Below are 13,132 nucleotides of genomic sequence, written 5' to 3'. Positions count from 1 at the left end.
GGTGATCAGCCGCCGGTCGTCATCGACATCTTGTGGTCGAACGACCCGGGCGGCGGGGTCACGCCGTTGTCACGGCACCAACCACCGGGCTCACGCTGGCTCCGGCGCGGGATGCCGTTCGACGGCTCGAGCTGCAGCGGGATCGGCGGCAGCGGAGGCATGTCGAGGTCCTTCTCGGCCTCGAGCTCGTCGGCGTCCTTCTCCTCGGACATGCCGATCGGGCCCACGGTCTGCGCGTTCAGGAACTGGCGGACGACCGGCTCCTCGGACGACAGGAGCATCTCGCGCGGACCGAACATCGCGAGGTGCTTGTGGTAGAGCAGCCCGATGTTGTCGGGCACCGTGCGCGCCGTGTTGATGTCGTGGGTGACGATCAGGAAGGTCGCGTCGATCTGGGCGTTGAGGTCGATGAAGAGCTGGTTGATGAACGACGTGCGCACCGGGTCGAGGCCGGAGTCGGGCTCGTCGATCAGCAGGATCTCCGGGTCGAGGACCAGCGCGCGGGCGAGTCCCGCGCGCTTGCGCATGCCGCCCGAGATCTCGCCGGGCAGCTTGTCCTCGGCGCCGATCAGGCCGACCAGGTCCATCTTCTCCATGACCACGTCCCGGATCTGGGACTCGGTCTTCTTCGTGTGCTCGCGCAGCGGGAAGGCGACGTTGTCGAAGAGGTTCATCGAGCCGAACATCGCGCCGTCCTGGAACAGCACGCCGAACAGCTTGCGGATCGCGTAGAGATCCTTCTCCGAGCAGCTGGCGATGTCGGTGCCCTCGATGAGGATCGAGCCGGTGTCGGGCTTGAGCAGGCCGATCAGGGCCTTGAGGAAGACGGACTTGCCGGTGCCGGACGGGCCGAGCATGACCGAGACCTCGCCGGCCGGGATCGTCAGGCTGACATCACCCCAGATGAGCTGCTTGCCGAACGACTTGCTGAGGTTGTCGACCTTGATCTCCACACCCATGAGCTGTCCTGCCCCTCCATCGTCACCGCACGCGCTCCGGATCCCCGCCGGGCGCGCCTGACACCTGGCCCGTCTCCCACTAGCCGGTAACAACGCGATGTCGGTCACGAAGTTACGCGCGGGTTTCTTTCCCGTCACCCACGTGACCTACACCTCCCGGCGGAGGTCATCTGGACCGGTGTGACCTGGGGCACTGTACGCGGGGCCGCGAAATGGCACGAGGGGCGGCCACCCGATGGGTGGCCGCCCCTCGTGAGGCGTGCTTCAGTGCCGAGAGGTCACTTGACGGTGACGGTGGCGCCGGCGCCCTCGAGGGCTTCCTTCGCCTTCTCGGCGGCAGCCTTGTCGACCTTCTCGAGGATCGCCTTGGGGGCGGACTCCACCAGGTCCTTGGCCTCCTTGAGACCGAGGGAGGTGAGAGCGCGCACCTCCTTGATGACGTTGATCTTCTTGTCGCCGGCGGCCTCGAGGACGACGTCGAACTCGTCCTGCTCGGCAGCGTCGTCGCCAGCGGCGGCGCCGCCGCCGGCGGCGGGGGCGGCAGCAACGGCAACAGGAGCAGCAGCGGTCACGCCGAAGGTGTCCTCGAACTGCTTCACGAACTCGCTCAGCTCAATGAGGGTCATCTCCTTGAACGCGTCGAGCAGCTCGTCGGTGGTGAGCTTCGCCATGATGGCGGTTCCTTCCGTTCGGTGGCCCTGGCGCGACTGCGCCCGAGCCGGGTTTCAGGTGGTTGGTTACGTCGGTCCGAGCTCTCGCTCAGGCCTCGGTGGCTTCGCCCTCATCGGAGGTCTCGGCCTCGGCCGCGGGAGCTTCCTCGACGGGAGCCTCCTCGGCCGCGGGAGCCTCGTCAGCGGGGGCCTCGGTCTCGGCGACCGGGGCCTCCTCGGCGGCGACCGGCCCAGTACTGGAGTCCTGGGAAGCACCACCTGCGAGGATCGAGGGGTCCTGCTCGGCCTTCGCCTGCAGCGCACCCGCGAGACGGGCGGCCTGGGCGAGAGGAGCGTTGAGCAGGTAGACGGCCTGGCTGAGCGACGCGAGCATCGCGCCGGCCAGCTTGCCCATCAGCACCTCGCGCGACTCGAGGTCGGCCAGCTTGGCGACCTCCTTCGCGTCCAGGATGCTGCCGTCGAGGACGCCGCCCTTGATGATCAGGGCGGGGTTTGCCTTGGCAAAGTCACGCAGACCCTTGGCCGCCTCGACCACGTCGCCGTTGATGAAGGCGATGGCGGTCGGACCGGTCAGCAGGTCGTCGAAGCCACTGATGCCCACCTCATTGGCGGCGATCTTGGCCAGCGTGTTCTTGACCACGGCGTAGTTGGCGTTCGCACCGAGGGAGCGCCGCAGGTCCTGCAGCTGCTTCACGGTGAGCCCGCGGTAGTCGGTCAGCACGGCACCGTCGGCGTCGTTGAACGAGTCAACGATCTCCGCGACGGCCGCCTGCCTGTCTGCCCGCGCCATGGGTCTCCTTCCGGTGGTCGACCGCCGCGAAGGGGGCCCCGGAGAAAGACGAACGCCCCGAGCACAGATGCTCAGGGCGTTGGATGATCCGATGGATCCTGCTCTGACACCTGCGCAGGTCGTCCGCATCTCTACGGGCCTTCGGTCATGACGCTGATGCGACACGACAACCGGCGGTCTCTGGTTTCAGGGGAAACAGTACGGCGACCCGGACGGTTCGCCAAATCGACATCGACCCGCCCGAATGCTCTCGGGCGGGTCGACGTACGGCGCTTGATCAGGCGGGGGCGTTCTCGTCCTCGAGCGCGACGTTCTTGGTGCGGTTCGGGTCGACCTGGACGCCGGGGCCCATGGTCGTCGAGACCGTCACCTTGCGGAGGTAGCGGCCCTTGGAGCTGGCCGGCTTGAGCCGCAGGATCTCCTCGAGCGCCGAGGCGTAGTTCTCCGCGAGCTGGGTCTCGGAGAAGGACGCCTTGCCGATGATGAAGTGCAGGTTGGCGTGGCGGTCCACGCGGAACTCGATCTTGCCGCCCTTGATGTCGGTCACGGCCTTGGCCACGTCCGGCGTCACGGTGCCCGTCTTCGGGTTCGGCATGAGGCCGCGCGGGCCGAGCACGCGGCCGAGGCGGCCGACCTTGCCCATCATGTCGGGGGTCGCGACGACGGCGTCGAAGTCGAGCCAGCCGCCGTTGACCTTCTCGATCAGCTCATCGCCACCGACGACGTCGGCGCCGGCCTCACGGGCGGCGTCGGCCTTGTCGCCGTTCGCGAACACGAGGACGCGGGCGGTCTTGCCGGTGCCGTGGGGCAGGTTGACGGTGCCGCGCACCATCTGGTCCGCCTTGCGGGGGTCGACGCCGAGACGCATGACGACGTCCACGGTCTCGTCGAACTTCTTCTTGCTGGAGTTCTTCGCGATCTTGATCGCGGCCAGCGGGGCGTACAGCTCGTCCTTGTCGAACGTGTCTGCCGCCGCGCGGTATGTCTTGCTGCGCTGCATGTCTGGTTCTCTCGTTTCTTCAGTGCCAGGTGTGGTCAGGTGGGCCAGCGCGGCCCTGCCACGTGTTGCGGGAGGAAGGTCAGTCGTTCGGGGTGGTGACACCCATCGAGCGGGCGGTGCCCTCGACGATCTTCATGGCGGCCTCGATGTCGTTGGCATTGAGGTCGGGGAGCTTGGTCGTGGCGATGTCACGCACCTGGTCGCGGGTCAGCTTGCCGACCTTGTCCTTGTGCGGCACGCCCGAGCCCTTGCTCAGACCGGCAGCCTTCTTGATCAGCTCGGCGGCCGGCGGGGTCTTGGTGATGAACGTGAACGAACGGTCCTCGTAGATGGTGATCTCGACGGGGATGACGTTGCCGCGCATCGACTCGGTCTGCGCGTTGTAGGCCTTGCAGAACTCCATGATGTTCACGCCGTGCGGACCGAGGGCGGTACCGACGGGCGGAGCGGGAGTGGCTGCCCCGGCCTGAAGCTGCACCTTGACGAGCGCAGCGATCTTCTTCTTGGGAGGCATGTCTCTGGTGTCTCTTTCTGTCTCGTGGTCATGACGAGGGGGTCGTCGGACGCCCTCTGCCACCGTGTGCGTTGCCTGGGCAACCTAACTATTGTGCTGCGGTCGAGCCGGGACGCAAAATCGGGATCCTCTGGATCTCGATACGCCGGTCGGCCCCCGCTCCTTGGTCGCGGTGCCGCTGCGCTCAGACGCGCTGGATCTGGCTGAAGCTCAGCTCGACCGGGGTCTCCCGGCCGAAGATCTCCACGAGGGCCTTGACCCGCTGGGACTCCGCGTTGATCTCGGTGATGGTCGCGTGCAGCGTGGCGAACGGACCGTCGACGACCATGACCGAGTCGGACACGTCGAAGTCGGCGACCTCGACGGGCTTCTTCGCCGCGGTGGTGCTGGAGCCGGTCGACGTGCCGGCGGCCACGGCCTCGGCCTCGGCGCGGGCGACGACGGCGGGGGCGAGCATGTTCTCGACCTCGGACATCGACAGCGGCACGGGCTGGTGGCTGTGGCCGACGAAGCCGGTCACGGACGGGGTGTGCCGGACCGCGGCCCAGGACTCGTCGGTCAGGTCCATGCGGACCAGGACGTAGCCCGGCAGGACGGTCCGGCGGACCATCTTGCGCTGGCCGTTCTTGATCTCCGCGACCTCCTCGGTGGGGACCACGATCTCGTGGATGTAGTCCTCCATGTTGAGGGAGATGATGCGGTTCTCGAGGTTCGACTTCACCCTGTTCTCCATGCCGGAGTAGGTGTGCACGACGAACCAGTCGCCCGGCTTCGCCCACAGCTCACGGCGGAAGACCTCGAGCGGGTCGTTGTCGTCGGCCTCGTCATCGGCCTCGTCGTCGGCCTCGTCGTCGGCAGAGCCGGCGTCCGGGCCCTCGTCGCCCTCGATGGCGCTGAGGTCGAGGCTGTGCGCGTCGCCGTCCTCGGTGTCGTCGAGACCCAGGGCCTCGTCGGTGTCCTCGTCGGTCACCTCGACGTCGAGTCGGGGGTTCTCCTCGATCTCGGGGCCGTCGTTCGGCTCGCCGTACTGGTCCTCGAGGGTCGCGTCGAGCCCGGCGTCCGGGGTCTCGGACGTCGTCGTCTCCTCGGTCTCGACCGAGTCGTTCTCCTGCTCAGACACGTACTGCTCCATCACGTTCGGGTGCTGCTCTGGTCATCCGGCGGGTGGCCGGACTCAGGTGTTGGAATTGCCGGCGAAGATGGCGAACACGAGCTTGCCGAAGCCCAGGTCCAGCGCGGAGACCAGCGCCATCATGAACACGACGAAGACCATGACCACGATGAAGTAGGTGACCAGCTGCTCCTGCGTCGGGTAGACGACCTTGCGGAGCTCCGCCACCACCTGCCGGTAGAACACGGGGAGTGTGGTGCGCTTCGGGGAGCTCCCTCCGCGCGAACCACGGACTGCCTTGCTGTCCGGCACGTCCTTCACCTCTCCTCGTCCGACCATCCGGTCATCGTTGGCCTGGGTTCGACCTGTTCGTCTTGCAGGGCACGAGGGACTTGAACCCCCAACCTTCGGTTTTGGAGACCGATGCTCTGCCAGTTGAGCTAGTGCCCTTCGCAGCGTGCTGCGAGATGACCCCCGCCGCCAGCACCACCGCGAGGGCAGGGCTGAGCCTGTGGGAATCCACCAAACGGGGAGTCTACGGGGTGCACCGAGGCCCAGTCCAAACCGGCTGGGATCCCGCAGCGCCACCCGTGGGGAAACCGGCTGGTCGCGGGCCCGGGGGCCCGCCCTACGATGGTCGCATGACCTCAGCCGAGACCACGCCCCGCACCCGACGCGTCTCCGAACGGATCGGCGCCATCGCCGAGTCCGCCACGCTCAAGGTCGATGCGAAGGCCAAGGCGCTCAAGGCCGAGGGTCGACCCGTGATCGGGTTCGGCGCCGGCGAGCCCGACTTCGCGACGCCCGACTACATCGTCGAGGCCGCCGTCGAGGCCTGCCGCGACCCGAAGAACCACCGCTACACGCCTGCCGGGGGCCTGCCCGAGCTCAAGAAGGCGATCGCGGCCAAGACCAAGCGCGACAGCGGCTACGAGATCGAGCCGGCCCAGGTGCTGGTCACCAACGGCGGCAAGCAGGCCATCTACGCGGCGTTCGCCGCGATGCTCGACCCGGGCGACGAGGTGATCGTGCCGGCGCCGTACTGGACGACGTACCCCGAGGCGATCCAGCTCGCCGGCGGCACCGCCGTCGAGGTGCTGGCCGACGAGACCCAGGACTACAAGGTCACCGTCGACCAGCTCGAGGCCGCCCGCACCGACAAGACCAAGGTGCTGCTCTTCGTCTCCCCCTCGAACCCGACCGGGGCCGTCTACACCTCCGACGAGATCCGGGCCATCGGCCGGTGGGTCGAGGACCACGACCTCTGGGTGCTGACCGACGAGATCTACGAGCACCTCGTGTACGACGGCATCGAGACCGGCTCGATGCCGGTGCTGTGCCCGTTCCTCGCCGACAACACCGTCGTCGTGAACGGCGTCGCGAAGACCTACGCGATGACCGGCTGGCGCGTCGGCTGGATGATCGGGCCGAAGGACCTGGTGAAGGCCGCCACCAACCTGCAGTCGCACGCGACGTCCAACGTCGCCAACGTCTCGCAGCGGGCCGCGCTCGCCGCGCTCGAGGGCGACCTCACCGCCGTCGAGAAGATGAAGACCGCCTTCGACCGGCGTCGCAAGACGATCGTGTCGATGCTCAACGAGATCGACGGCGTCGTCTGCCCGATGCCGGGTGGCGCGTTCTACGCCTACCCGTCGGTGAAGGGGCTGCTGGGCAAGGAGTACGACGGCACCCTGATCGAGACGTCCGCGCAGCTCTCGGAGTACATCCTCGACCAGGTCGAGGTCGCAGTCGTGCCCGGTGAGGCGTTCGGCTCCCCCGGCTACCTGCGCTTCTCCTACGCGCTCGGCGACGACGACATCGTCGAGGGGATCACCCGGCTCCAGAAGCTCTTCGCCTGAGTGGTCGCGCCGGGCTCGACCGCCAGCAGGTCCCTTCACCAGCTCCCGAAGGCGCACCTGCACCTGCACTTCACCGGGTCGATGCGGCACGCCACGCTGCTCGAGCTCGCCGACCGGGACGGGATCTCGCTGCCCGACCAGCTCGTCACCGAGTGGCCGCCGGTGCTCTCGGCGGCCGACGAGAAGGGCTGGTTCCGCTTCCAGCGGCTCTACGACGTCGCCCGCTCGGTGCTGCGCACGGAGGACGACGTGCGCCGGCTGGTGCGTGAGGCCGCCGAGGACGACGTCCGCGACGGCGGCCGGTGGCTGGAGATCCAGGTGGACCCCAGCGGGTACGGCGCGAGGTTCGGCGGGATCACGGCCTTCACCGACCTGGTGCTCGACGCGGTCCGCGACGCCTCGGCCGGGACCGGGCTCGGGATGGCGGTCGTCATCGCGGCGAACCGCACCCGGCACCCCCTCGACGCCCGCACCCTGGCCCGGCTGGCCGGCCAGTACGCCGGGCGCGGGGTGGTCGGCTTCGGGCTGTCCAACGACGAGCGGCGCGGGAGCACCGCCGACTTCGCGGGCGCCTTCCGGATCGCGGAGCGCGCCGGCCTGCTGCTGACCCCGCACGGCGGCGAGCTGCGCGGTCCGGAGCACATCCGGCTCTGCCTCGACGCCCTCCACGCCGACCGCCTGGGCCACGGCGTCCGCGCCGCCGAGGACCCCGCGCTCCTCGACCGCATCGTCGAGGCCGGTGTCGCGCTGGAGGTCTGCCCGGTCTCGAACGTCGCGCTCGGCGTCTACTCCGACCTGACGTCGGTGCCGCTGCCCACGCTGCTGGCTGCGGGCGCCACGGTCGCCCTCGGCGCCGACGACCCGCTGCTCTTCGGCTCCCGGCTGGCCGGGCAGTACGCCACGATGCGCGCCGCGCACGAGCTCGACGACGCCCAGCTGGCCGAGCTGGCCCGGATGTCGGTGCGCGCCTCCCGGGCGCCGGACGACGTGAAGGCCGCGATCACCACCGACGTCGACCGGTGGCTGGCGGCCGGGCCTGAGACGATGACTCCATGAGTTCCTCCGATCCCGGCCCCGGCCCCGAACAGCCGGGCCCGTACGGCGGCGGCGCGCCCCCGCCGTACCAGCCGAACCCCTATGCCCAGCAGCCCTACCAGCAGACGCCCTACCAGCAGCCGTACGGCGCGCCGCCGCCCTCGGGCTACCCGCCCTACCAGCAGACGCCGCCCACGGAGGGCCTCGGCCTGGCGGCGATGATCGTCGGGATCGTGTCGCTGGTGCTGTCGTGCGGCTACGGCGTCGGCCTGCTGGGCTCGCCCGCGGCGCTCATCATGGGCCGGATCTCGATGAAGCGCATCGACCGGTCGGAAGGCCAGCTCGGCGGCCGCGGGCTGGCGATGACCGGCTTCATCCTCGGCATCGTCGGCACCGTCCTGCTCGTGCTCGCCATCATCGCCGTGGTGGTGGTCATCGTGGTCGCGGTCAACGGTGGCTTCGACGACACCACGTTCACGAACTCCTGAGTCCGCCGAGCCTGCGACAATGACCGCATGAGTGGCTCCGACCCCGAGCAGCCCCCGCCGACGCACCAGCCCTACGGGCAGGACCCGTACGGCCCACGGCCGACGGGCCAGCCGTACCAACAGCCCCAGCCCCAGCCCCAGCCCGGGCAGCCGCCGTACGGCCAGTACAGCTTCGCGCCCCCGGTGCCGGCGCACCCCTCGGCGACCACGGCGCTGGTCCTCAGCCTCGTCGGCCTCGCCGGCGTCCTCGTCTGCGGCGGCATCACGCTGGTGCTGTCGCCCTTCGCCTGGGTGATCGGCGGCCGGGCGGTGAAGGAGATCGACGCCAACCCGGGTGCCTACAGCGGCCGCGAGCTCGCCAACGCCGGCCGGGTCATGGGCATCATCGGCACGGTGCTCCTGATCGTCGCGGTCGTGGTGCTGATCGCGTTCCTCGGACTCGTGGTCGTCGCCGCGAGCGACAGCGGCACCACCATCAACGACAACGGGTACTAGCGGCTACAGCTCGACGCCGACCAGCACCGGCTCGTTGACGAGGCGGATGCCGAAGCGCGCCTCGACGCCGTCCCGCACCTCGCGGGCGAGCGCGAGCAGGTCGTCGGTGCTCGCGGCTCCCCGGTTGGTCAGCGCCAGCGTGTGCTTGCCGGAGAGCGCCGCCCGGTCGGTGCCGTGGCCCTTGGCGAAGCCGGCGTGCTCGATCAGCCAGGCGGCGCTGGTCTTGACCGAGCCGTCGGGCTGCGGCCACGCCGGCGCACCCGCCGGGACCGCCGCGGCCGCGACCACGGGGTTGGTGAAGAACGACCCGGCGCTCCAGGTGTCGTGGTCGGCCGGGTCGAGCACCATGCCCTTGCCGGCCCGCAGACCGAGCACGGCGCGACGTACGTCGGCGAGCGGGGCGCGGGCGCCGATGTCGACGCCCAGGGTGCGGGCCAGCTCGGCGTACGCCACCGGCTCGCCGAGGCTGCCCTGGCGCAGCTGGAAGGTGACGGACAGGACGACGTGTCGTCCGGGGTCCGCCTTGAAGCGAGAGGTCCGGTAGCCGAAGCCGCAGTCGGCGTTGGCGAAGGTGCGCACGCCACGGAGCTTGCGGTCCCAGACCCGCACGGACGCGATCGTCTGGCTGACCTCCTGGCCGTAGGCGCCGACGTTCTGGATCGGCGTCGCGCCGACCGAGCCGGGGATGCCGGAGAGGGCCTCGATGCCGATCCACTTCCGTTCGGCGGCGAGGGCGACCAGGTCGTCCCAGGTCTCCCCCGCGGCGACGGTGACCAGGACGCCACCACAGGAGGCCTCGTCCTCCACGTCCGGGCTGACGCCCCGCGTCGCGACGTGGACAACGGTCCCGGGGAAGCCGGCATCGGCGACCACGAGGTTGCTGCCGCCGCCCAGGACGAGCAGCGGCTCGCCCGCGGCGTCGGCGGCGCCGACCGCCTCGACCAGCGCGTCGTCGGTCGTCGCGCTGACGAACCGGCCGGCCGGCCCGCCGAGGCGGAGCGTGGTGTGGTCGGCGAGCAGCTCAGCCACGCAGGGCTGCTTCCCGCAGGACAGCACGAGGCATGCCGAGGACCTTCACGCCGTCGCAGGTGACCGTCAGCGCGACGGTGGTCAGTCCGTCCTCGGCCGACTTCACCTCGCCGGCGACCTCGATGTCGACGCCCCCGTCCGCGGGGACGACCACGGGGTTCGTGAACTTGCAGCCGAAGGAGACGACCTCGGCGTCCGGGAACCACGCCGAGACCGCGCGAGCCGCGAGCGCCATCGTGTACATGCCGTGCGCGATCACGCCGGGCAGGCCGACACCCACCGCGACGGACTCGTCCTGGTGGATCGGGTTGTGGTCGCCGCTCGCCTCGGCGTAGCGGACGAGGTCCGCGCGGGTGATCGTGAAGACCTGCGTGTCGAGGCTCATCCGTCGGCCCCCCGGTGCACGAGGGTCGCCGACGTCGAGCAGACCAGGGCGCCGGAGCCGTCGGTGATCTCGCTGGTCGTGCCGATGATGTCGTTGCCCGCGATCTGGCGCAGCGTCGCGACGGTGAGAGTCGCGGTGAGTACGTCGCCGGGCAGGACGGGACGCTCGTAGGCGAACTTCTGCTCGCCGTGCACGATCCGGAAGAGATCGATCGACTCGGCCTCGAGGAACGCGTTCATCGCCTCGAAGGCGAGCACGATCGGGAAGGTCGCGGGCGCCGGGCCGCCGGCGTACCCGCCACCCGTGGACTCGACGAAGGTGCGGATCTTCTCCTCCGACACGACATAAGGTCGGGTGGGTGGGAAGACCCGGCCGACGAGCGACTGGTCGACTGGCATGCCGCCAACCTAGCCAATGGCCGAGCCGATGGTTCCGGGTGCGGGGGGTGTCGGTCCTGCTCGCCCTGCTCCTGGGAGCCGCGGCCTGCACCTCGGGTGCCGGCAGCACCCCACCGGAGGGCTACGACGCCGGCGAGGTCGACGCCCGCGAGGGCTGCGGCCCGATCTCGTACGACGACGTGCGCGGCCGGCCGCCGTCGTACCTGCCGAAGAAGGAGCTCGACCGGTTCGCCAACGACCACGCGGTCTGCGCGGGCGTCTGGCTGCGCACCGGCAGGGGCTTCATCCCGCAGGGCGTCACCGTCGCCGGGGGCACCGCCTGGGTGAGCGGCTTCAACGGCGCGTCACCGGTGCACTACCGCTACTGCATCATCGAGCGGGTCGACGTGCGGACGGGCAAGGTCGTGGACCGGCTGGACCCGGTGGCCGGCCAGGTCGGTGACCGCGACCCGCTCAAGTGCCGCCACGGCGGCGGCCTGGTCCGCGACGACCACGGGCTGTGGCTGGTCGAGACGACCCGACTGTGGCTGATCGACCCGGAGACGCTCGAGGTCGAGCGGGTCTGGGCGCTGACGCCGCCGCTGCGCGGGTCGTTCGCGGTGGTCGACGGCGGGGGCCGGCTCGGTGTCGGCCGCTGGTACCCGCATCGCCGGGCCCAGGTCGACTGGTTCGACACCGACACCATCCTCGGCTCGTCCGTCCTGGACGTCACCTCGGACATGGCGAGCGGCTCGACCAGCGCGCCGCCGGCCACCCAGGGCGCCGTCTGGGGCTCGTTCGGCGGGCGGCCGGCCGCCGCGTGGTTCGCCCAGTCGGTCACCCGCTGCGGCGTGCTGGTCGGCCCCGCGGGCACGCACCGGCGGGCGTTCGTCCCCGGCGCTGAGGGGATGGACCTCGTCGGCGACGACTCGCTCTGGGTGGTCAGCGAGGCCGGCGCGAAGCGCTACCAGGACCTCGGCGGGCGGCCCGTCGTCCCGATGCTGCTGCGTCTCGACGTCTCCGACTTCGCCCGGTGGCAGCGCCCGCACTGCTCGGTCTGAAATGACATCGACCCGTCAGGAGCGCTCCTGACGGGTCGGTCGTGCACGGGACGGCTGCTGGGCAACCACCTCACCAAACGGTGGGATCAGCGGGTCTCGCGGTGCAGGGTGTGCTTGCGATCGCGCGGGCAGAACTTCATCATTTCCATGCGGTCGGGGTCGTTGCGACGGTTCTTCTTGGTGATGTAGTTGCGCTCCTTGCAGTCCACGCACGCGAGCGTGATCTTGGGGCGAACGTCGGAGCTCTTGCTAGCCACGGGAAGTCCTTTGTCGATGGGCGTTGCTGGGTGCTGCTGTCGAACACGTACGAGTAGCGGGAGCGGGACTCGAACCCGCGACACCACGATTATGAGTCGTGTGCTCTAACCACCTGAGCTACCCCGCCACGGGGACAGGGTGCGCACCGACCAGACTAACTGGTCGGTGCCTCCCGAACCCAGAGCCCCTTTACGGAATCGAACCGTAGACCTTCTCCTTACCATGGAGACGCTCTGCCGACTGAGCTAAAGGGGCAACGACGAAGAACAATACACAGGGGGATACGTGATCGAGAAATCGGCTGAACAGACTTGTTTCTACCGCTCGATCCACCCCTCCCCGGAGGCTGCGGCAGGCCCCCGCGAGACCTTCGAGTCGCTGCCCACGACGGCCGGTCCGTGGTCCCCGGAGGCGCAGCACGGCGGCCCTCCGGCGGCCCTCCTCGCGCGCTCCGTGGAGCGTCTCTCCGACGCCCGGATCGGCCGCTTCACGATGGAGCTGCTCGGCCCGGTCCCGGTCGGCCCGGTGGCCGTCAGCGCCTCGGTGCTGCGGCCGGGCAGGTCCGTGCAGCTGGTCGGCGCGGAGCTGGTCGACGTGGAGCGCGACCGGGTCGCGGCGTCGGCCCGGGCCTGGCTGTTCCCGAGGGCGGCAGGTCCCGGCGGTGCACCCGGGCCGCTGCCGCACGCACCGTCCGACGGCGCCCGCCACGACCGGCCGCGCGGCTGGCACGGCGGCTACCTCGACGCGATCGACTGGCGCTGGATCCGCGGCGGCCTCGAGCAGCCCGGCACCGGCGTGGTGTGGATGCGGACGCCCGACCTGGTCGAGGGAGAGCCGATCTCGCCGGTGCAGCGACTGCTCGCCTGCGTCGACTCGGCCTCGGGCGCGAGCGCGGCCCTCGACGTGGCCGAGTGGGGGTTCCTCAACACCGAGCTGACCGTGCACGTGCTCCGCGACCCGGTCGGCGAGTGGGTCTGCCTGGACGCCGAGACGACGCTGGGCGACGGCGCGGTCGGCGTCGCCACGGCAGCGGTGTACGACGAGCTCGGGCTGGTCGCCCGGTCGGCGCAGACGCTGCTCGTCGTCCGACGATGACCTCG

General features: G+C 70.1%; 17 protein-coding genes and 3 tRNA genes. 6 read left to right on the top strand and 14 right to left on the bottom strand.

The window, feature by feature from the left end; all coding sequences use genetic code 11:
• Positions 1–5: 5 nt before the first annotated feature.
• The 8 genes from PD653B2_RS06110 to PD653B2_RS06075 form a co-directional block, all read right to left on the bottom strand.
• Positions 6–959: an ABC transporter ATP-binding protein gene (locus tag PD653B2_RS06110; RefSeq protein WP_085871425.1), complete on the bottom strand. Its 954-nt coding sequence runs from the start codon at positions 957–959 to the stop codon at positions 6–8.
• 278 nt (positions 960–1,237) lie between these two features.
• A complete protein-coding gene (gene rplL / locus PD653B2_RS06105) occupies positions 1,238–1,630 on the bottom strand; it encodes a 50S ribosomal protein L7/L12 (RefSeq protein ID WP_085871424.1) in 393 nt (130 codons plus the stop codon).
• 88 nt (positions 1,631–1,718) lie between these two features.
• On the bottom strand, positions 1,719–2,420 hold the full coding sequence (rplJ, locus tag PD653B2_RS06100; protein WP_085871423.1) for a 50S ribosomal protein L10: 702 nt from the start codon (positions 2,418–2,420) through the stop codon (positions 1,719–1,721).
• A gap of 277 nt (positions 2,421–2,697) precedes the next feature.
• The gene (gene rplA, locus PD653B2_RS06095) at positions 2,698–3,420 is read right to left on the bottom strand and encodes a 50S ribosomal protein L1 (RefSeq protein WP_085871422.1); all 723 of its coding nucleotides are present in this window, start codon (positions 3,418–3,420) and stop codon (positions 2,698–2,700) included.
• 79 nt (positions 3,421–3,499) lie between these two features.
• Entirely contained in the window at positions 3,500–3,934 is a 435-nt protein-coding gene (rplK, locus tag PD653B2_RS06090) for a 50S ribosomal protein L11 (RefSeq protein ID WP_085871421.1), read from the bottom strand.
• Between the two features lie 184 nt (positions 3,935–4,118).
• Positions 4,119–5,066, bottom strand: a complete 948-nt coding sequence (gene nusG, locus PD653B2_RS06085) for a transcription termination/antitermination protein NusG (protein ID WP_414689153.1) — start codon at positions 5,064–5,066, stop codon at positions 4,119–4,121.
• Positions 5,067–5,108: 42 nt separating this feature from the next.
• On the bottom strand, positions 5,109–5,384 hold the full coding sequence (secE, locus tag PD653B2_RS06080; RefSeq protein ID WP_085871419.1) for a preprotein translocase subunit SecE: 276 nt from the start codon (positions 5,382–5,384) through the stop codon (positions 5,109–5,111).
• Positions 5,385–5,422: 38 nt separating this feature from the next.
• A tRNA-Trp gene (locus PD653B2_RS06075) sits at positions 5,423–5,495 on the bottom strand.
• A gap of 191 nt (positions 5,496–5,686) precedes the next feature.
• Here PD653B2_RS06075 and PD653B2_RS06070 point away from each other — a divergent pair.
• From PD653B2_RS06070 to PD653B2_RS06055, 4 genes are read left to right on the top strand one after another with little or no spacing between them, the layout of a single operon-like run.
• Complete coding sequence (locus PD653B2_RS06070; RefSeq protein ID WP_085871418.1) at positions 5,687–6,904, top strand: pyridoxal phosphate-dependent aminotransferase; 1,218 nt, start codon at positions 5,687–5,689, stop codon at positions 6,902–6,904.
• The gene (locus tag PD653B2_RS06065; RefSeq protein WP_085871417.1) at positions 6,905–7,960 is read left to right on the top strand and encodes an adenosine deaminase; all 1,056 of its coding nucleotides are present in this window, start codon (positions 6,905–6,907) and stop codon (positions 7,958–7,960) included. It begins immediately after the preceding gene.
• Positions 7,957–8,427: a DUF4190 domain-containing protein gene (locus PD653B2_RS06060; protein ID WP_085871416.1), complete on the top strand. Its 471-nt coding sequence runs from the start codon at positions 7,957–7,959 to the stop codon at positions 8,425–8,427. Before PD653B2_RS06065 ends, PD653B2_RS06060 begins: the two co-directional genes overlap by 4 nt.
• A 27-nt stretch (positions 8,428–8,454) precedes the next feature.
• Complete coding sequence (locus PD653B2_RS06055) at positions 8,455–8,922, top strand: DUF4190 domain-containing protein (RefSeq protein ID WP_207559342.1); 468 nt, start codon at positions 8,455–8,457, stop codon at positions 8,920–8,922.
• A 3-nt stretch (positions 8,923–8,925) separates the two neighbouring features.
• Here the strand turns inward: PD653B2_RS06055 and PD653B2_RS06050 are convergent, their stop codons facing one another.
• The 3 genes from PD653B2_RS06050 to PD653B2_RS06040 are packed head-to-tail and all read right to left on the bottom strand — an operon-like array spanning position 8,926 to position 10,734.
• Positions 8,926–9,951 (bottom strand): UDP-N-acetylmuramate dehydrogenase, encoded by a 1,026-nt coding sequence (locus PD653B2_RS06050; RefSeq protein ID WP_085871415.1) that lies wholly within the window; start codon positions 9,949–9,951, stop codon positions 8,926–8,928.
• Positions 9,944–10,336 (bottom strand): MaoC/PaaZ C-terminal domain-containing protein, encoded by a 393-nt coding sequence (locus tag PD653B2_RS06045; RefSeq protein ID WP_085871414.1) that lies wholly within the window; start codon positions 10,334–10,336, stop codon positions 9,944–9,946. The genes PD653B2_RS06050 and PD653B2_RS06045 overlap by 8 nt, the downstream gene beginning before the upstream one ends.
• Positions 10,333–10,734, bottom strand: a complete 402-nt coding sequence (locus tag PD653B2_RS06040; protein WP_085871413.1) for an FAS1-like dehydratase domain-containing protein — start codon at positions 10,732–10,734, stop codon at positions 10,333–10,335. The genes PD653B2_RS06045 and PD653B2_RS06040 overlap by 4 nt, the downstream gene beginning before the upstream one ends.
• A 38-nt stretch (positions 10,735–10,772) precedes the next feature.
• On the opposite strand from PD653B2_RS06040, the gene PD653B2_RS06035 reads away from it, so the two are divergent.
• On the top strand, positions 10,773–11,774 hold the full coding sequence (locus PD653B2_RS06035) for a hypothetical protein (RefSeq protein WP_133058952.1): 1,002 nt from the start codon (positions 10,773–10,775) through the stop codon (positions 11,772–11,774).
• An 86-nt stretch (positions 11,775–11,860) separates the two neighbouring features.
• Here PD653B2_RS06035 and rpmG read toward each other — a convergent pair whose 3' ends face one another.
• The 3 genes from rpmG to PD653B2_RS06020 all read right to left on the bottom strand — a co-directional run bounded on the left by rpmG (position 11,861) and on the right by PD653B2_RS06020 (position 12,287).
• Positions 11,861–12,031 carry a 50S ribosomal protein L33 gene (rpmG, locus tag PD653B2_RS06030; protein WP_085871411.1) on the bottom strand — a complete coding sequence of 57 codons (171 nt, stop codon included), beginning with the start codon at positions 12,029–12,031 and terminating at the stop codon, positions 11,861–11,863.
• A 54-nt stretch (positions 12,032–12,085) separates the two neighbouring features.
• Positions 12,086–12,159, bottom strand: a tRNA-Met gene (locus tag PD653B2_RS06025).
• A gap of 55 nt (positions 12,160–12,214) precedes the next feature.
• Positions 12,215–12,287, bottom strand: a tRNA-Thr gene (locus PD653B2_RS06020).
• 30 nt (positions 12,288–12,317) lie between these two features.
• On the opposite strand from PD653B2_RS06020, the gene PD653B2_RS06015 reads away from it, so the two are divergent.
• Positions 12,318–13,127: a thioesterase family protein gene (locus tag PD653B2_RS06015; RefSeq protein WP_207559341.1), complete on the top strand. Its 810-nt coding sequence runs from the start codon at positions 12,318–12,320 to the stop codon at positions 13,125–13,127.
• The last annotated feature ends 5 nt before the right edge of the window (positions 13,128–13,132 follow it).

The sequence above is a fragment of the Nocardioides sp. PD653-B2 genome (assembly GCF_002117935.1).
GTDB lineage: Bacteria > Actinomycetota > Actinomycetes > Propionibacteriales > Nocardioidaceae > Nocardioides.
This window is presented reverse-complemented; position numbering and strand designations above follow the sequence as displayed.